Source organism: Terrabacter sp. BE26 (genome assembly GCF_041941675.1).
Classification (GTDB): Bacteria; Actinomycetota; Actinomycetes; order Actinomycetales; family Dermatophilaceae; genus Terrabacter.
Genome location: NZ_CP090122.1, coordinates 3,698,053 through 3,716,169, shown reverse-complemented (window position 1 = coordinate 3,716,169; position 18,117 = coordinate 3,698,053). Strand labels below are relative to the sequence as shown.

The 18,117-nt window shown below is 69.9% G+C and carries 12 protein-coding genes and 1 tRNA gene; 1 reads left to right on the top strand and 12 read right to left on the bottom strand.

Annotated features, from left to right (window positions below; all coding sequences use genetic code 11):
* Nucleotides 1-71: 71 nt before the first annotated feature.
* The gene (polA, locus tag LQK93_RS16930) at nt 72-2,747 is read right to left on the bottom strand and encodes a DNA polymerase I (protein WP_374968931.1); all 2,676 of its coding nucleotides are present in this window, start codon (nt 2,745-2,747) and stop codon (nt 72-74) included.
* Between the two features lie 245 nt (nt 2,748-2,992).
* On the opposite strand from polA, the gene LQK93_RS16925 reads away from it, so the two are divergent.
* Nucleotides 2,993-3,385 (top strand): PaaI family thioesterase, encoded by a 393-nt coding sequence (locus LQK93_RS16925; protein WP_374971533.1) that lies wholly within the window; start codon nt 2,993-2,995, stop codon nt 3,383-3,385.
* 61 nt (nt 3,386-3,446) lie between these two features.
* Here the strand turns inward: LQK93_RS16925 and LQK93_RS16920 are convergent, their stop codons facing one another.
* The 11 genes from LQK93_RS16920 to gltB all read right to left on the bottom strand — a co-directional run bounded on the left by LQK93_RS16920 (nt 3,447) and on the right by gltB (nt 17,997).
* Nucleotides 3,447-4,016, bottom strand: coding sequence for a GNAT family N-acetyltransferase (locus LQK93_RS16920; protein WP_374968930.1), 570 nt, complete (start codon nt 4,014-4,016; stop codon nt 3,447-3,449).
* Between the two features lie 180 nt (nt 4,017-4,196).
* Nucleotides 4,197-4,916, bottom strand: a complete 720-nt coding sequence (locus LQK93_RS16915) for an ABC transporter ATP-binding protein (protein WP_374968929.1) — start codon at nt 4,914-4,916, stop codon at nt 4,197-4,199.
* Complete coding sequence (locus tag LQK93_RS16910; RefSeq protein WP_374968928.1) at nt 4,906-5,790, bottom strand: ABC transporter ATP-binding protein; 885 nt, start codon at nt 5,788-5,790, stop codon at nt 4,906-4,908. Before LQK93_RS16910 ends, LQK93_RS16915 begins: the two co-directional genes overlap by 11 nt.
* Entirely contained in the window at nt 5,783-6,934 is a 1,152-nt protein-coding gene (locus tag LQK93_RS16905) for a branched-chain amino acid ABC transporter permease (RefSeq protein WP_374968927.1), read from the bottom strand. Before LQK93_RS16905 ends, LQK93_RS16910 begins: the two co-directional genes overlap by 8 nt.
* A complete protein-coding gene (locus LQK93_RS16900; protein ID WP_374968926.1) occupies nt 6,931-7,920 on the bottom strand; it encodes a branched-chain amino acid ABC transporter permease in 990 nt (329 codons plus the stop codon). Before LQK93_RS16900 ends, LQK93_RS16905 begins: the two co-directional genes overlap by 4 nt.
* Before the next feature lie 112 nt (nt 7,921-8,032).
* Nucleotides 8,033-9,175 carry a branched-chain amino acid ABC transporter substrate-binding protein gene (locus LQK93_RS16895; protein WP_374968925.1) on the bottom strand — a complete coding sequence of 381 codons (1,143 nt, stop codon included), beginning with the start codon at nt 9,173-9,175 and terminating at the stop codon, nt 8,033-8,035.
* Between the two features lie 153 nt (nt 9,176-9,328).
* Nucleotides 9,329-10,024, bottom strand: a complete 696-nt coding sequence (locus LQK93_RS16890) for an ANTAR domain-containing response regulator (RefSeq protein WP_374968924.1) — start codon at nt 10,022-10,024, stop codon at nt 9,329-9,331.
* 96 nt (nt 10,025-10,120) lie between these two features.
* A tRNA-Leu gene (locus LQK93_RS16885) sits at nt 10,121-10,203 on the bottom strand.
* 157 nt (nt 10,204-10,360) lie between these two features.
* Nucleotides 10,361-11,818 (bottom strand): pyruvate kinase, encoded by a 1,458-nt coding sequence (gene pyk, locus LQK93_RS16880; protein WP_374968923.1) that lies wholly within the window; start codon nt 11,816-11,818, stop codon nt 10,361-10,363.
* A gap of 163 nt (nt 11,819-11,981) precedes the next feature.
* The gene (locus tag LQK93_RS16875; RefSeq protein WP_374968922.1) at nt 11,982-13,439 is read right to left on the bottom strand and encodes a glutamate synthase subunit beta; all 1,458 of its coding nucleotides are present in this window, start codon (nt 13,437-13,439) and stop codon (nt 11,982-11,984) included.
* Nucleotides 13,432-17,997 (bottom strand): glutamate synthase large subunit, encoded by a 4,566-nt coding sequence (gltB, locus tag LQK93_RS16870; protein ID WP_374968921.1) that lies wholly within the window; start codon nt 17,995-17,997, stop codon nt 13,432-13,434. Before gltB ends, LQK93_RS16875 begins: the two co-directional genes overlap by 8 nt.
* Nucleotides 17,998-18,117 lie beyond the last annotated feature (120 nt).

The following is an 18,117-nucleotide window of genomic DNA, read 5'->3' as shown; positions in this document are numbered from 1 at the left end:
AACAGCGACCTGTCAGCATTTGCCCATCTAGATCCTGTCCGCGCTGCCCGCCGCGGCTCGCCCCCTGGTGACTAGTGGGCGGCGTCGTGCCAGGACCGGCCGACCCCGACGTTGATGTCGAGTGGCACGTCCAGCTCCGCGGCGTGCCCCATCTCGTGGCGGACGAGCTTCTCGACGTCGTCGCGCTCACCGGTCGCCACCTCGAGCACGAGCTCGTCGTGGACCTGGAGCAGGATGCGTGACTTCGCCCCCGCGGCGACGAGGGCCCGGTCGACCCCGATCATCGCCACCTTCATGATGTCGGCTGCCGACCCCTGGATCGGCGCGTTGAGTGCCATCCGCTCGGCCATCTCGCGACGCTGGCGGTTGTCGGACGTCAGGTCGGGCAGGTAGCGCCGGCGGCCGAACATCGTCGCGGTGTAGCCGGTGCCGCGCGCCTCGGCGACGACCTCCTTGAGGTAGTCGCTGACGCCGCCGAACCGCTCGAAGTAGCCCTCCATCAGGCCCCGCGCCTCCTCGGTGCTGATGGTCAGCTGCTTGGAGAGCCCGAAGGCGGAGAGGCCGTAGGCGAGGCCGTAGGACATCGCCTTGACCTTGGAGCGCATCGCCGGGGTCACCTGCTCCGGGTCGACGCCGAAGACCTTCGAGCCGACGAAGCGGTGCAGGTCCTCGCCGGTGCGGAACGCCTCGATGAGGCCCTCGTCGCCGGACAGGTGCGCCATGACGCGCATCTCGATCTGGGAGTAGTCGGCCGACATGAGGGCCTCGTAGCCGTCGCCGACGACGAAGAGCCCGCGGATGCGGCGCCCTTCCTCCGTGCGGATCGGCACGTTCTGCAGGTTGGGCTCGGTGGAGCTGAGGCGCCCCGTCGCCGCGATGGTCTGCAGGTAGGTCGTGTGGATGCGGCCATCGTCGGCCACCGACTTCTGCAGCCCCTCGACCGTGACGCGCAGCCGGGCGGCGTCGCGATGGCGCAGCAGCGCCTCGAGGAAGGGGTGCTCCGTCTTGACGAAGAGGTCGTTCAGGGCGTCGGCGTCGGTGGTGTAGCCGGTCTTCGTCTTCTTCGTCTTCGGCATGGCGAGGGTGCCGAAGAGCACCTCCTGCAGCTGCTTGGGCGAACCGAGGTTGATCTGTTCGCCGCCGATCGCGTCCCAGGCGTCCTGCTGCGCCTCGGCCACCTTGGTCGCGAAGTCACCCTCGAGCGTGTCCAGTCCGTCGGCGTCGACGGCGATTCCGGTGCGCTCCATCCGGGCCAGCACGTCGACGAGGGGGATCTCGACCTCGGCGAGCAGCTCGGCTCCGCCGGTGGCCGCAACCTGCTCGTCGAGCACCTCGGCGAGGTCTCGAACGGCGGTGGCCCGCACCATCTCCTTGTGGGCCGCCTGCTCGTCGGCGTCACCGCCGAAGTCCAGCATGCCCTGGCCGTCGGTCGTTGCGGCGCCGCTCAGCTCGCGGCGCAGGTTGCGCAGCACGAGGTCGTCGAGGTGGTAGGTGCGCTGGTCGGGCTTGACGAGGTAGGCAGCGAGCTGGGTGTCGCTCGTGAGGCCCTGCACCCACCAGCCCCGCGCGCCGAGGGCCTCGACCGGGCCCTTGGCGTCGTGCATCGCCTTGGGGCGGGAGCTGTCCTCGAGCCAGCCACCGATCGAGGCCTCACCCTCGGGCGTCAACGTCTGGAGGTCGATCCACGCGGCACTGCCGTCGCCTGCCGCGACGGCCAGGGCCGTGGCGTCTCCGGTGCCTCGCGCCCACGTGCCCATGACCGACAGGCCGGCCCGCTGGTCGGAGGCGAGGTGCTCGGCCACCCACGCCGGAACCTGCTCGGGCGTCAGCACCGCACCGTCGACGTCGAAGCCCTCCTCGGCCTCAGGCGCTGCCGCCTCGACCGTGGCGAAGAGCCGGTCGCGCAGCACACGGAACTCCAGGCCGTCGAAGACGGTGTGGACCTCCTCGCGGCTCCACTGGGTGCGGCGCAGGTCCTCGATGTCGAACCCGACCGGGCTGTCCTTGACGAGCTGGTTGAGCCGGCGGTTGCGCAGCACCTGGTCGAGGTGGTCGCGCAGGGCCTGGCCCGCCTTGCCCGTGATCTTGTCGATGTTCGCCACGATGCCGTCGAGGTTGCCGTACTGGGTGATCCACTTGGCGGCGGTCTTGGGACCGACGCCCGGCACGCCGGGCAGGTTGTCGGACGACTCCCCCACCATGGCGGCAAGGTCGCTGTAGCGGCCCGGGGGCACGCCGTACTTCTCCTGCACCTCGGCAGGACCCATCCGCCACACCTCGGACACCCCGCGCACGGGGTAGAGGATCCTGACCTGGTCGGACACGAGCTGGAAGGTGTCGCGGTCGCCCGAGCAGATGAGCGTGTCCACGCCGGCGGCCTCGGCCTGGGTGGCGATCGTCGCGATGATGTCGTCGGCCTCGTAGCCGTCGAGCTCGAGGTGCTTGATGCGCAATGCGTCGAGCACCTCCTTGACCAGCGGGATCTGCCCCGCGAACTCGTCGGGCGTGCGGGCCCGGCCGGCCTTGTACTCGGAGTACTCCTCCGTGCGGAAGGAGTGTCGCGCCTTGTCGAAGGCCACGGCCACGTGCGTGGGCTCCTCGTCGCGCAGCATGTTGATCAGCATCGACGTGAAGCCGTAGACGGCGTTGGTGTGCTGGCCGGTGCTGGTCGAGAAGTTCTCGGCAGGCAGCGCGAAGAACGCGCGGTAGGCCAGCGAGTGTCCGTCGAGGAGGAGGAGTCGGCTCACACCGGAAGCCTAGTGGCGGCCGCGGACACCGCTCGGCCGCACCTCGGGACGGAGTCCCGACAGGCCACCGACAGGGCTTCGGGCGTATGCCGTCCGGTCTCCAACCACGGGCCGGCCACGAGCCGGGAGTCACCCCGAGCTCGCGCGCGGCCGCGCACGGGCGCCCGGCGCCGCGGCATACGATCGCGCCCATGACTTCATCGACTGGCTCTTCGACACAGGCGACCGGGCAGACCCTCGAGGACATGCGCTCGATGGCGGCGGGCACGCTGCTCGAACGGATGCACATCGAGCTCACGGAGGTCTCCCCCGAGCGCCTCGTGGCCACGATGCCGGTGGCGGGCAACACCCAGCCCTACGGCCTGCTCCACGGGGGCGCCAGCGTCGTGCTCGCCGAGACGCTCGGCTCGATCGGCGCCCAGCTCCACGCGGGAGCCGGCCGCGTCGCCGTCGGGCTCGACATCAACGCCACGCACCACCGCGCCGCCCGCACGGGCACGGTCACGGGCACGGCGACGCTGCTCAGCGCCGGCCGGACGCTCGTGAGCTACGACGTGGTCGTCACCGACGAGGACGGCAAGCGCATCTGCACCTCGCGGATCACCTGCCTGCTCCGCGACGCCGCCCCGGGGGCCTGAGTCGAACAGACGGCCTGAGCCCGGGCAGAGGAGAGCTCGGCCCGGGCCTCCGACGAGCCCGTCAGCCGGCGATCTTGGGGTCGTGCCGCGGCGCCCGCGCACGAAGGTCGCGACGTCGCTGGAGCAGGTCGAGCGACACGCGGTGCGAGCGCGGCTCACCCGCCAGCTTGCGCTGGAGCGTGGCGGCCGACGCGACCCGGCGCACGGTCTCGGGAGCGAAGCCCAGTCGGGCGAAGAACCGGTTGGCTTCGCGGTCACCTGCGGGAACCGCACTGGCCAGGTGCTCGCAACCCTGGCGGTCCGCGTAGCGGCTGGCCGCGGTCAGCAGGGCCCGCCCGACGCCCTGACGACGCAGCTCCGAGTGGACGAAGAGCATGTCGATGGAGACGCACGGCGAGTCGACCAGCAGGCTGCGGGTGGAGTCGGCGAGCACGACGTAGCCAGCCGGACGATCGTCGACGAACGCGATGAAGGCGGAGATGTCGTTGCGGCTCAAGGCGTTTCGCAACGTCCCGTCCAGCGCCAGACGCTGTGCCGCCTCAGGGGTGGTGCCACCCTCGATCCGGTGCGCGATCCACAGCTCGATGAACTGCGGGTGCAGGCTCTCCTCGACCCGTCGCACCGAAACCACTGCTCGACCCATCATCCCTCCTGTTCCAGCCCCGAGATCACCCGGCGAACACTACGACCATAGAGCCTCGGGCGGAAGAGGAAGCAGTAGGCCTCCCGGGACGAGGATGGGGTGTCCCGACGTCGTCGGGACACCCCACCTTCGGATTCCGTACCTTTGCCCATGTGGGCAGCTCCGCTCCTACACGTCGCCGCCGAGGTAGGCAGCCTTGACCGCGGGGTCGTCGGCGAGCTCCTTGCCCGAGCCCTCACGGACGATCTCCCCCGTCTCGAGGATGTAGGCGCGGTGCGACCGCTTGAGCGCCTGGGCCGCGTTCTGCTCGACGAGCAGCACCGTGGTGCCCTGGCTGTTGATCTCCGTGACGATGTCGAAGATCTGCTGGATGAGCTTCGGCGCGAGCCCCATCGACGGCTCGTCGAGGAGCAGCAGCCTCGGCTTGGCCATGAGCGCGCGACCCATCGCCAGCATCTGCTGCTCGCCACCCGACATCGAGCCCGCCGCCTGGTTGCTGCGCTCCTTCAGCCGCGGGAAGAGCTCGAAGACCCGCTCGAGGTCGTCCTTGACGGCCTTCGTCTTGCGGTCCGGGCGGGCGTAGGTGCCCATCTCGAGGTTCTCCATCACCGTCATGCCCACGAAGCAGCCTCGGCCCTCGGGCGACTGGGAGATGCCGAGGACCGGTCGCTCGTGCGACGGCGTCTGGGTGATGTCCTTGCCGTCGAACTTCACGGTCCCGGCCCGCACCGGGCGAAGCCCGGAGACGGTCTTCATCGTGGTGGTCTTGCCGGCTCCGTTGGCGCCGATCAAGGTGACGATCTCGCCCTCGTCGACGGTGAAGCTGATGTCGCGGATGGCCTCGATGCGCCCGTAGTTGACGCAGAGCCCATTGACCTCAAGAAGCATCTTCGTCAACTCCCAGGTAGGCGGCGACGACCGCCGGGTTGTCGCGGATCTCGGCGGGCGAGCCCTCGGCGATCTTGCGGCCGAACTCGAGCACGACGATCCGGTCGGTCACGCCCATGACGAGCTTCATGTCGTGCTCGATGAGCAGGACCGTGTAGCCCTGGTCGCGGATGGTGCGGATGAGCTCCATCAGCTTGGCCTTCTCGGCCGGGTTGAACCCGGCTGCCGGCTCGTCGAGGCAGAGCAGCTGCGGGCTGGTCGCCAGGGCGCGGGCGATCTCGAGTCGGCGCTGGTCGCCGTAGGGCAGGTTGCGTGCCAGCTCGTCGGCCTTGCGCTCGAGCCCCATGAAGGTGAGCAGCTCCATGGCCCGCTCGTAGCCCTGCGCCTCCTCCCGGCGGTGCTTCGGCAGGCGGAACATCGCCGAGCCGACGCCGGTCGAGTGGTGCGCGTCGACACCGACGAGGACGTTCTCGAGCGCCGTCATGTTGGCGAACAGGCGGATGTTCTGGAAGGTGCGGGCGATGCCGAGCTTGGTGATCTCGAACTTCTTGCGCTTGCCCAGCGGCTCACCGAGGTAGCGCACCGCACCGGAGGTCGGCTGGTAGACGCCGGTCATGACGTTGAAGCAGGTCGTCTTGCCGGCGCCGTTGGGCCCGATGAGACCGAGGATCTCGCCCTTGTTGATGTGGAAGCTGACGTCGTTGAGCGCGACCACACCGCCGAAACGCAGCGTGACCGCGTCGACCTCGAGCAGCCGCTCCCCCTCCGGGACGACCGGCACGCCGACGTCGGCCGGCGCGATGTCCACGTCGGGGTTGATCCCGGTGGCCTCCTCGGCCTGCAGGGGCTCCTGCGCCCGAACCGGCTCAGACATTGGCTTCTCCTTCCTCGAGGACGGCCTCTGTGGCGTCCGCGCGCTTGGCGCGAACCGTGCGCCGCGGCGGCAGCAGACCCTGCGGCCGGAAGATCGCGAGCAGCATGAGCGCGAGGCCGAAGACGAGCACCCGGAAGTCGGCGAAGTCACGGAAGCGCTCCGGGAAGTACCCGACGACGATCGCTCCGACGATCACGCCCCAGCGGTTGCCGGCGCCACCGACGACGACCGCCGCGAGGAAGAGGATCGACAGCAGGAGGATGAAGTTGTCGGGCGAGATGAAGCCTGCCTTCGTGGCGAAGAGCGCCCCGGAGAGACCACCGATCGCCGCGCCCAGCGCGAAGGCGAGCAGCTTGAACCGGAACGTCGGGACGCCCATCAGCTCTGCCGCGTCCTCGTCCTCACGGGTCGCCTCCCACGCCCGGCCCACCCGGCTGTTCTTGACGAGGATGTCGAAGAGCAGCACGAGGCCGATGACGATGAGACCGAGCCAGTAGTACGGCACGAAGTCGGTGATCCCGAACTTCAGGAACGTCGACGTCGTGCCGAGGTCGACGACCGGGACACCGCCGCTCCAGTCGAGGCTCGGCACCTCGAAGAGCGAGACACTCGGCGGTTTGGGGATGTTGGAGATGCCCTGCGCGCCACCGAGCCACTGGGAGTTGACCAGGCACAGTCGCACGATCTCGCCGAATCCGAGGGTCACGATGGCGAGGTAGTCGCCGCGCACTCGAAGGGTGGGGGCGCCGAGGATGATGCCCGAGACCATGGCGGCAGCGATCGCGATGGGCACGACGACGATCCACGACAGGTTGGCGTGCTGCGAGCTGAGCACCCCGACGGTGTAGGCGCCGATGGCGTAGAAGCCGACGTAGCCGAGGTCGAGCAGGCCGGCATACCCGACGACGATGTTGAGGCCGAGGGCCACGAGGACGTACGTGGAGACGGTGAAGAGCACGCCACCGAAGTCGGACCCCTCCGTGGTGATCAACGGGATGTTCAAAACGGGCAGCAGGAACAGGAAGATCGCGAACAGCACCCAGAGGGCGATCTTGACGCCCTTGGGAAGCGAGTTGACCCGGTTGCGGAAGCTGGGACGTCGGGTGGTGGCGGCCGAGCCGGCCGCAGGAGTGGCGGTACTCATGCGCGCGCCTTTCCGAGGGACTCACCGAGCAGCCCGGTGGGTCGGAAGAGGAGGATGAGCACGAGCAGGACGAACGCGACGACGTCCTTCCACTGCGTGCCCACGAGGGCGGAGCCGTAGTTCTCGGCGAGGCCGAGGACGAAGCCGCCGAGCAACGCTCCGCGCAGGTTGCCGATACCGCCGAGGACGGCCGCCGTGAACGCCTTGACGCCGAGGATGAAGCCGACGTCGTAGCGGGTGATGCCGATCTTCAGCATGTAGAAGACGGCCGCGGCGCCGGCCATGACACCGCCGGTGAGGAAGGTGACCTGGATGACCCGGTCACGGTTGACGCCCATCAGGGCTGCCGCCTCCGGGTCCATCGCGACGGCCCTGATGCCGCGGCCCAGGCGCGAGCGCCGCACGAACTGGTCGAGGACCACCATGATCGCGATGGCGCCGACGATGACGAAGATGTCGACGTTCGTGACGGCGTAGTCACCCAGGGTGAAGACCGGCTGCGGGTGCATGATCTCCGGCATACCGACGTTGTTGCGTGAGTTGGCGACGTACGGGCGCAGGGTGGTCTGGAGCCCGAACCAGCTGACGATCCGCTCGCGCAGGCCCATCAGCTCGGACAGGACGAAGGAGGCGCCGATCGCCGAGATGAGCGCGATGAGCGGCGGGGCGTTGCGCTTGCGCAACGGGCGGTAGGCGACGCGTTCGAGGAGCACCGCGATGAGCCCCGAGACGGCCATGGCCGCCACGAACATCATGGCGATCCAGAAGATCACCTGGCCGACGCTCCCGCCCGCGTGGGCGCCGAGGAGCGTGACGATCCACAGCGAGGCGAAGGTGCCGTACATGAACACCTCGGAGTGGGCGAAGTTGATGAGGCGCAGCACGCCGTAGACGAGCGTGTAGCCGAGGGCCACGAGGGCGTAGACCGCGCCGAGCGTGAGCCCGGTGATCGTCAGCGAGAAGAAGTTGTCAAACAGGTACTGCATCCAAGACCTCCTGGGCCGGGTGCGGTGAACGGGATCGGATCAGGTGGGCCGGTCCGACGAGGGGCGGTCGGAGCGCATCGCTCCGACCGCCCCCCCGACGAGAACGACTGGCTTACTTGATCTCCCCGGCGGACACGAACTTCCCGCCCTGCACCTTGTAGGCGAAGACCTTGATGTCGGACGACTCGCCCTTGGGGTCGAACTTCAGCTGCTTCGTCACGCCCTTCTTGTCGTAGGACTTGACGAAGTCGACCATGCTGCTGCGGTCCTTGCCGGCGGCGATGCCGTCGAGCAGGATCGTCGCGGCGTCGTAGCCCTCACCCGAGTAGGTGTTGGGGTCCTGGTTGTACTTCGCCTTGTACGCCTTGGCGAAGTCCGGTGCGATGTCGGCCGGCACGCACGGGCACGTCACGATCGCACCGTCAGCCGCGGGGCCGGCGTTGTCGATGAAGGACTGGTCCTTGACGCCGTCAGCTGCGACGAACGTGCCCTTCCAGCCGCCGTCACGCAGCTGCTTGACCAGCGGAGCCGCCTCGGGGGCGTAGCCACCGTAGAAGAGGGCGTCGGCGCCGGACGACTTCACCTTCGTGACCGACGCGCTGAAGTCCGTCTGCTTCTGCTGGACGGTGTCGTTGCCGACGACGGCCGAACCGAGGTCCTGGCGGACGATGTCGGCCAGTCCCTTGCCGTACTCGGAGGCGTCGTCGATGACGAACGGCTTGTTGGCCTTCAGCGTGTCCTTGATGTACTTCGCGGCGGCGGGGCCCTGCGTGGCGTCGTTGCCGAGGACGCGGAAGAAGGTCTTCCACCCGTTGTCCGCGAGCTTGGGGTTGGTGGCCGACGGCGTGATCGTGACCAGACCGGCCTCGTTGAACGCCGGGTCGGCCGCCTTGGACTCACCCGAGAAGGCGGGGCCGACGATGCCGACGACCTTCTTGTCGTCGATGGCCTTCTTGGCCAGGGCCGGCGCCTGGGTGGGGTCGCCCTGGGAGTCGTAGTTCTCGAGGGTGACCTTGCAGTCCGGGTGCTTCTTGTTGTAGTCGTCGAGAGCCAGGTTGACGCCGTTCTGGATGTAGATGCCCAGGTTGGCGTTCGGCCCGGTGAGGGCACCGAACATGCCGATCTTCTGGTCGCAGGCCGCCTTCGCCGAGCCGCCGGCTCCGCCGGCCGAGGTCTCGCCACCCTTGGTGCCACAAGCGCCGAGGGCAAGCGCTGCGACCGCGATCGGCACAGCGAACTTGAGGGTAGAACGCACGGATGTCCTCCTGAAATCACACGCCCCTCGGTCGAGGGATGTGACGGAGACTAGGCCGTAATCCGCGCTGGGGTCATCAATAAGCCACGATCAGTGACCGTGTCGTGACCTCCGGGCCTCCGTGCTGCCGGAACGGCTCCGGCCGGACCCTCGTCAGGACGCCGGGAAACCGTTGATGACGGCCTCGGCGACCTCTTTCATCCCGAGGCGCCGGTCCATCGCGGTCTTCTGGATCCAGCGGAAGGCGTCGGACTCGCTGAGCTTGAGCTGGCTCATCAGCACGCCCTTGGCGCGGTCGACCAGCTTGCGGGTCTCGAGACGCTCACCGAGGTCGGCGATCTCGGCCTCGAGAGCCTTCATCTCCTGCCAGCGGGAGGTGGCGATGTCGATCGCGGGGCGCAGGTCGTCGGCCGTGAACGGCTTGACGATGTAGGCCATGACGCCGGCGTCGCGGGCACGCTCGACGAGCTCGGTCTGGGAGAACGCAGTGAGCATGATGACCGGGCACAGCTTCGCGTCGTGGAGCTGCTCGGCCGCGGAGAGCCCGTCGAGCACCGGCATCTTGACGTCCATGATCACGAGGTCGGGCTTGACCTCCTTCGCGAGCTCGACGGCCTGCTCGCCGTTGCTGGCCTGACCCACCACGTCGTAGCCCTGCTCGCCGAGCATCTCGACGAGGTCGAGGCGGATCAGTGCCTCGTCCTCGGCGACCAGGATGCGGGTGGCGCCGGCGACGGGGCCGGTCGCGCCGCCCTGGGGTGCCGTCGCGGCGGCCGGGGGCGCAGCGGCGGCCGCGGTTGCGGGGGTCGGCTTGGGCGTGGTGCTCTCGTCGGCGCTCTCGGTGCTCACGCGCAAAGCCTATCCGGGGCCGGCTTCGGCCGCGTTTCGGGAGGGTGGTGCCGCGAGGCGGCGCTCTGCCCGACCCGTCTCGGGAGCGCCCACCGGTGCCGAGGGCGGGACTCGAACCCGCACGGCCTTTCGGCCAGAGCATTTTGAGTGCCCCGTGTCTGCCATTCCACCACCCCGGCCGGAGTGCGCGCGCCAGCATACCGGCGCGCGCTGGCCCGAGAGCAAAGGTGTGCCCTCGAGCCGCCCCACGGCATACCGCTCCACGGCCCGAGGTCGGCCTTCAGGCGCACCCGGTGCGCCCGCGGGCCGCGCCGGCGGGCCACCCGTGACGAGCGGTCAGCTCGTCACCTCCTCCGGCCGGTAGGCCGGGGCCGCACGGTTGACCGCGTCGCCGACGCGGTGCACGCGCAAGGCGTTCGTCGAGCCGGGGATGCCGGGAGGCGAACCGGCGACGATGACCACCCGCTCCCCCTCGACCACCCGGCCCTCGGGGATGAGCTTGAGGTCGACCTGCATGGCGAACTGGTCGGTGTGGTGCATGCGCGGCACCAGGTAGGTCTCGACACCCCAGACCAGGGCCAGCTGCGAGCGGACCCGTGGCTCCGACGTGAACGCGAGCATCGGCAGTCGGGGGCGGATGCGCGCCATCCGGGTGGCCGAGCCGCCCGTCTCGGTGAAGGTGATGAGGAACCTTGCCCCGACGACCTCGCCGATCTCGACGGCCGCCTTGGTGACGGCTCCCCCGACGGTCTTGGGGTTGGTCGGCATCCGGGCGATCTTGTCGTAGCCGTGCACCTCGGTGGACTCGATGATCCGGGCCATGGTGCGCACGGCCTCGATGGGCCACGCGCCGACGGACGTCTCGCCGGACAGCATCAGCGCGTCCGCACCGTCGAGCACCGCGTTGGCGGCGTCGGACGCCTCCGCACGGGTGGGCCGGGGGTTCTCGATCATCGACTCGAGCACCTGAGTGGCGACGATGACGGGCTTGGCCTCACGGCGGGACAGCTCGATGGCGCGCTTCTGCACGAGCGGGACGTCCTCGAGCGGCATCTCGACGCCGAGGTCGCCGCGGGCGACCATGATGCCGTCGAACGCGGCGACGATCCCCTCGAGGTTCTCGACGGCCTGGGGCTTCTCGACCTTGGCGATGACGGGGATGCGCTCTCCGAACTCGTCCATGATCTCGTGCACGTCGACGATGTCGTCGGCCGAGCGGACGAAGGACAGGGCGATCATGTCGACGCCGAGGCGCATCGCGAACCGCAGGTCGTCACGGTCCTTCTCGGAGAGTGCGGGGACGCTCACGGCGACGCCCGGCAGGTTGATGCCCTTGTTGTTGCTGACCTGGCCGCCGATGACGGTCTCGGTCAGCACGTCCGTGTCGGTCACCTCGACGGCGCGGAGCATGACCTTGCCGTCGTCTATGAGCAGGACGTCACCGGGGCTCACGTCGCCCGGCAGGCCGGCATAGGTCGTGCCCACGATGCTGTCGTCGCCCTCGACCTCGCGGGTGGTGATGGTGAACCGCTGGCCGGGGCTCAGGGTCACGGGGCCGGCCGCGAAACGGCCGGTGCGGATCTTGGGACCCTGCAGGTCGACGAGGATGCCGACCGCGCGGCCGGAGGCGTCGCCCGCGGCCCTGATGTCGCGGTAGACCTGCTCGTGCACGGAGTGGTCACCGTGGGAGAGGTTGAGCCGGGCGACGTCCATCCCGGCGTCGACGAGGGCGCGCAGCTGGGTGGGTGAGGAGGTCTTGGGTCCAATGGTGCAGACGATCTTGGCGCGACGCATGTTTCCACCTTATGGGTGCTGTGACGTGGGTCACCACGCGGGTTCGCCCGCTGGGACGGCACAAGGCCGTGGGAGCCGAGTTCGCTTGTGCCCGTGACGAGATCGTGCCCGTATGCCGTGTCGCCCAGGTGACGACACGGCATACGGCAGGTGGCCCTGCGGGTCAGACGGTGAGGGGTCGGTCGGTCGGCGCGATGGGGCGCGGCAGCGAGCTGCTGCCCGTGAGCCAGGCGTCCACACCGGCGGCCGCGGCGCGGCCCTCGGCGATGGCCCAGACGATCAGCGACTGGCCGCGGCCGGCGTCGCCGGCCACGAAGACGCCCGGGACCGAGCTCATGAAGGTCTTGTCGCGCTCCACGTTGCCGCGCGCGTCGAGGGCGACCCCGAGCTGCTCGACGACACCCGCGCGCTGCGGGCCGAGGAAGCCCATGGCGAAGAGCACGAGCTGGGCGGGGATCTCGCGCTCGGTGCCCGGCCTGGGCGCGAGCTTCCCGTCGACCATCTCGACCTCGGTCAGCCGCAGCGCGGCGACGTCTCCCTCGTCGTCACCGACGAACTCGGTGGTGCTGACGGCGTAGATGCGCTCGCCGCCCTCCTCGTGAGCGCTCGCCACGCGGTAGAGCATCGGGTAGGTCGGCCACGGCTGGTTGCCCGGGCGCTCCTCCCCCGGCTGCGGCATGATCTCCAGGCTCGTGACGGAGGCGGCGCCCTGGCGGTGCGCCGTGCCGATGCAGTCGGCCCCGGTGTCACCGCCCCCGATGACCACGACGTGCTTGCCGGTGGCGAGGATCTGGTCCTGCACCTGCTCACCGAGCGCCGCCCGGTTGCCCTGCGGGAGGTAGTCCATCGCCTGGTGGATGCCGCCCAGCCGGCGACCGGGCGCGTCGAGGTCGCGCGGGACGGTCGCGCCGAGCGCGAGGACGACGGCGTCGTAGCGGTCGCGCAGCTGCCGCCCGGTGATGTCGGCACCGACGTCGACACCGTTGCGGAAACGCGTGCCCTCCGCGGTCATCTGCTCGAGGCGGCGGTCGAGGACCGACTTCTCCATCTTGAACTCGGGGATGCCGTAGCGCAGCAGGCCGCCCGGCTTGTCGGCCCGCTCGAACACGGCGACGGTGTGACCGGCCCGCGTCAGCTGCTGCGCCGCGGCCAGACCGGCCGGACCCGACCCCACGACGGCCACCGTCTTGCCCGAGAGGCGTTCCGGCGGCAGCGGGGTGACCAGGCCCTCGTCGAAGGCGCGCTCGATCGTCGTCACCTCGACCTGCTTGATCGTCACGGCCGGCTGGTTGATGCCGAGCACGCAGGCCGTCTCGCACGGCGCCGGACAGAGCCGCCCGGTGAACTCCGGGAAGTTGTTCGTCGCGTGAAGTCGCTCGATGGCGTCGGACCAGTCGCCCCGCCACGCGAAGTTGTTCCACTCGGGGATCAGGTTGCCGAGCGGACAGCCGGAGTGGCAGAACGGGATGCCGCAGTCCATGCAGCGACCGGCCTGGCGCTGGAGCTGCCCGAGCTCCTGCTCCTCGTAGACCTCCTTCCAGTCGCGGATGCGCACCGGGACGGGACGGCGGGCGGGGAGCTCGCGCTCGCGGGTGGTGAGAAAGCCCTGGGGGTCAGCCACGGGAAGCCTCCATGATCTGGTTCCACACTTCGGGTCCGTCGAGGTCGAGGCCCTCTTGCTCCGCCTGCGCCCGCACGTCGAGCACACGCTGGTAGTCGCGCGGGAGCACGAGCGTGAACCGCTCGCGTGCCGTCGCCCAGTCGCCGAGCAGCCCGCCGGCCACCGGCGACTCGGTCCACCGCACGTGCGCCTCCAGCAGGGCGCGCAGCCGCTCGTCGTCCTCGTCGCGCAGCGGCAGCAGGTCGACCATCTCGGGGTTGACGAGGTGGGGGTCGAGGTCGAGCACGAAGGCCACGCCGCCCGACATGCCGGCGGCGAAGTTGCGCCCGGTCTGGCCGAGCACGACGGCGACCCCGCCGGTCATGTACTCGCAGCCGTGGTCGCCCACGCCCTCGACGACGGCCTCGGCGCCGGAGTTGCGCACGCAGAAGCGCTCGCCGACCACGCCGCGCAGGAAGAGCTGCCCGGTGGTGGCGCCGTAGGCGATGACGTTGCCGCCGATGACGTTCTCCTCGGCCACGAGCGTGGCCTCGCGGTGCGGCCGCACGACAACCCGGCCACCGGAGAGGCCCTTGCCGACGTAGTCGTTGGCGTCGCCGAAGAGCTGCATGGTCACCCCGGCCGGCAGGAACGCCCCGAAGGACTGGCCGCCCGAGCCGGTCATCGTCAGCTCGATGGTGTTGTCGGCGAGCCCGTGCGGGTGCGCCTTGGTGACGTGGTGGCCGAGCATGGTCCCGACGGTCCGGTTGACGTTGCGGACCGCGATCTGCGTGCGCACCTGCTCACCGGTCTCGATGGCGGGCAGGGCACGGCTCAGCAGCTCGTTGTCGAGCGCCTTGTCGAGGGCGTGGTCCTGCGGCGCCGACTGGTGCAGTGTGCCCCCGGTGGGGTTGTCGGCCACGGCGAGGATCGGGCTGAGGTCCAGGCCCGAGGCCTTCCAGTGCGCGATCGCCTTGTCGAGGTCGAGGCTGCTGACCTGGCCGACGGCCTCCTCGATGGAGCGGAAGCCGAGGTAGGCGAGGTGCTCACGCACCTCCTGGGCGATGTACTCGAAGAAAGTCTCGACGAACTCCGGCTTGCCGGAGAAGCGCGCCCGCAGCTCGGGGTTCTGCGTGGCGATGCCGACCGGGCAGGTGTCCAGGTGGCAGACGCGCATCATGATGCAGCCGGAGACCACGAGCGGCGCCGTGGCGAAGCCGAACTCCTCGGCGCCGAGCAGCGCCGCGATGACGACGTCGCGTCCGGTCTTGAGCTGGCCGTCGACCTGCACGACGATGCGGTCGCGCAGGCCGTTGAGCACGAGCGTCTGCTGGGCCTCGGCCAGGCCGAGCTCCCAGGGGGCGCCGGCGTGCTTGAGCGAGGTGAGAGGACTCGCGCCCGTGCCGCCGTCGTGGCCCGAGACGAGCACGACGTCGGCGTGCGCCTTGGACACGCCGGCCGCCACGGTGCCGACGCCGATCTCGGAGACGAGCTTGACGTGGATCCGGGCGCCGGGGTTGGCGTTCTTGAGGTCGTGGATCAGCTGCGCCAGGTCCTCGATCGAGTAGATGTCGTGGTGCGGCGGCGGCGAGATGAGCCCGACGCCCGGCGTCGAGTGCCGGGTCTTGGCCACCCACGGGTAGACCTTGTGGCCGGGCAGCTGGCCGCCCTCGCCGGGCTTGGCGCCCTGGGCCATCTTGATCTGGATGTCGTCGGAGTGCGTCAGGTAGAGGCTCGTCACCCCGAAGCGACCGGACGCGACCTGCTTGACGGCCGAGCGACGCTCGGGGTCGAGCAGGCGGTCGACGTCCTCGCCGCCCTCGCCGGTGTTGGAGCGGCCGCCGAGGCGGTTCATCGCGACGGCGAGCGTCTCGTGCGCCTCCTGCGAGATGGAGCCGTAGCTCATCGCGCCGGTGTTGAAGCGCTTGACGATCTCGCTGACCGGCTCGACCTCCTCGACCGGAACGGGCAGGCGCCCGGTGACCCCGGTCGGCTTGAAACCCATCAGGCCGCGCAGCGTCATCAGGCGCGAGCTCTGGTCGTCGATGCGGCCGGTGTACTGCTTGAAGATGTCGTAGCGGCGCTGGCGGGTGGAGTGCTGGAGGCGGAAGACCGTCTCGGGGTCGAAGAGGTGGGGCTCGCCCTCGCGGCGCCACTGGTACTCGCCACCGACCTCGAGGGTGCGGTGCGGCTGGTGCACGCCGTCCGGCGGGTAGGCCCGCGCGTGGCGCTCGGCGGTCTCGCGGGCGATGACGTCGAGACCGACGCCGCCGAGCTGGCTCACCGTGCCGGTGAAGTAGCGGTCGACGAGCGCCTGCGAGAGGCCGATCGCCTCGAAGACCTGGGCACCGCGGTAGGACGCGACCGTGGAGATGCCCATCTTCGACATGACCTTCAGGACCCCCTTGCCGAGCGCCTTGATGAGGTTGGCGACCGCCTTCTCGGAGGTCACACCCTCGATCTCGCCGGCCCGCACGAGGTCCTCGACCGTCTCCATCGCGAGGTAGGGGTTGACCGCGGCCGCGCCGAAGCCGATGAGCAGGGCCACGTGGTGCACCTCGCGCACGTCGCCCGCCTCGACTAGCAGGCCGACCTGGGTGCGGGTCTTCTCGCGGATGAGGTGGTGGTGCACTGCGGCGGTCAGCAGCAGGGACGGGATGGGCGCGAGGTCACGGCCCGAGTCGCGGTCGGAGAGCACGACGAAGCGCGCCCCGCGCGTGATGGCCAGCGACACCTCGGCGAAGATCTCCTCCAGCCGGTCGCGCATGGCGGCCGCTCCCCCGGTGACGTCGTAGAGACCGCGGACCACGTGCGTCGCGTAGCCGGGCAGGTCACCGTCGGCGTTGATGTGCACGATCTTGGCGAGCTCGTCGTTGTCGATGACCGGGAAGTCGAGGACGAGCTGGCGGGCGTGCGACGGCGAGGCCGACAGGGCGTTGCCCTCGGGACCCATGTAGGTGCCGAGCGACGTGACGAGCTCCTCGCGGATCGCGTCGAGCGGCGGGTTGGTCACCTGCGCGAAGAGCTGCGTGAAGTAGTCGAAGAGCAGCCGCGGCCGCGACGACAGGACGGCGATGGGCGTGTCGGTGCCCATCGAGCCGAGCGCCTCGCCGCCGGACCTGGCCATCGGGGTCAGGAGGATGCGCAGCTCCTCGGCGGTGTAGCCGAAGGTCTGCTGGCGCCGGGCCACGGAGGCTGCGGTGTGCACGATGTGCTCGCGCTCCGGGAGGTCCTCGAGGTGGATGAGGCCCGCGTGGAGCCACTCGGCATACGGCTTGGCGGCGGCGAGCTGGCTCTTGATCTCCTCGTCGCCGACGATGCGCCCGTGCTCGGTGTCGACGAGGAACATCTTCCCGGGCTGCAGGCGCCCGCGCTGGACGATGGTCGCGGGGTCGAGCTCGAGCACCCCGGACTCCGAGGCCAGCACGACGAGGCCGTCGCTCGTGACGGTGTAGCGGCCCGGCCGCAGGCCGTTGCGGTCGAGGACCGCGCCGACCAGGGTGCCGTCGCTGAAGCAGACATTGGCCGGGCCGTCCCACGGCTCCATGAACGTCGAGTGGAACTCGTAGAACGCCTTGCGGGCGGCGTCCATCGTCGCGTGGTTCTCCCACGCCTCCGGGATCATCATGAGCACGGCGTGCGGGAGCGAGCGCCCACCGAGGTGAAGCAGCTCGAGCACCTCGTCGAAGCTCGCCGAGTCGGAGGCGTCGGGCGTGCAGACCGGGAAGATCCGCCCGAGGTCGCCGGGGATGATGTCGGAGGTCAGCAGGCTCTCGCGGGCGTGCATCCAGTTGCGGTTGCCCTTGACGGTGTTGATCTCGCCGTTGTGGGCGATGAAGCGGTAGGGGTGCGCGAGCGGCCACGACGGGAAGGTGTTCGTCGAGAAGCGAGAGTGCACGAGGGCCAGCTCGCTCGCGAACCGCGCGTCGGACAGGTCGGGGAAGAAGGGCTCCAGCTGACCGGTGGTGAGCATGCCCTTGTAGACGATGGTGCGCGAGCTCAGCGAGGCGAAATAGACGTCCACCTCGTGCTCGGCCCGCTTGCGCAGGCAGAACGCGAGCCGGTCGAGGCCCAAAGCCACCTGCCGCCCGATCGAGCTGCTGACGAAGAGCTGCTCGAAGTGCGGCATGCACTGCCGGGCGACCGCGCCGACGAGCTCGGCCTCGATGGGCACCTCGCGCCAGCCGAGCACCTTGAGGTTCTCGGCGACCGCGAGCTCCTCGATGCGCGCCTTGGCGGCGGCGCGCTCGTCCGCGTCGCGGGGCAGGAAGGCGATGCCGGCGGCATACGCCCCGTTGTTGGGCAGCGTGAAGGGCACGGTCGCGCGGAAGAACGCGTCGGGGATCTGCGTGAGGATGCCGGCGCCGTCGCCGACCGAGGGGTCGGCGCCGGTGGCGCCCCGGTGGTCCAGGTTGCGCAGGGCGGTCAGGGCGTGGTCGACGATGTCGTGCCCTGCCCGTCCCCGCATCGTCGCGACGAGCGCGACGCCACAGGCGTCGTGCTCGAGCTCGCGGCGGTAGAGGCCGGAGTCTTCCGGGTGCGCACTGAAGAGGGCACGTGTGCGGGTGAGCGGCGGCATCTTCACCGTCCTTCTGCTGGGTCCCAGGCGGGCGACCGCGACAGGGCCACACGACATGACTTGGGCATGTGGACGGCACTGGCCACAGGCGTTGCGCTCGACGATATCGGAGAGACCCCG

Coding starts and splice junctions, on each gene's coding strand:
- LQK93_RS16925 (WP_374971533.1), top strand. CDS start 2,993: ATGCGCTCGATGGCGGCGGGCACGCTGCTCGAACGGATGCACATCGAG.
- LQK93_RS16915 (WP_374968929.1), bottom strand. CDS start 4,916: ATGCTTCTTGAGGTCAATGGGCTCTGCGTCAACTACGGGCGCATCGAG.
- LQK93_RS16910 (WP_374968928.1), bottom strand. CDS start 5,790: ATGTCTGAGCCGGTTCGGGCGCAGGAGCCCCTGCAGGCCGAGGAGGCC.
- LQK93_RS16905 (WP_374968927.1), bottom strand. CDS start 6,934: ATGAGTACCGCCACTCCTGCGGCCGGCTCGGCCGCCACCACCCGACGT.
- LQK93_RS16900 (WP_374968926.1), bottom strand. CDS start 7,920: ATGCAGTACCTGTTTGACAACTTCTTCTCGCTGACGATCACCGGGCTC.
- pyk (WP_374968923.1), bottom strand. CDS start 11,818: ATGCGTCGCGCCAAGATCGTCTGCACCATTGGACCCAAGACCTCCTCA.
- gltB (WP_374968921.1), bottom strand. CDS start 17,997: ATGCCGCCGCTCACCCGCACACGTGCCCTCTTCAGTGCGCACCCGGAA.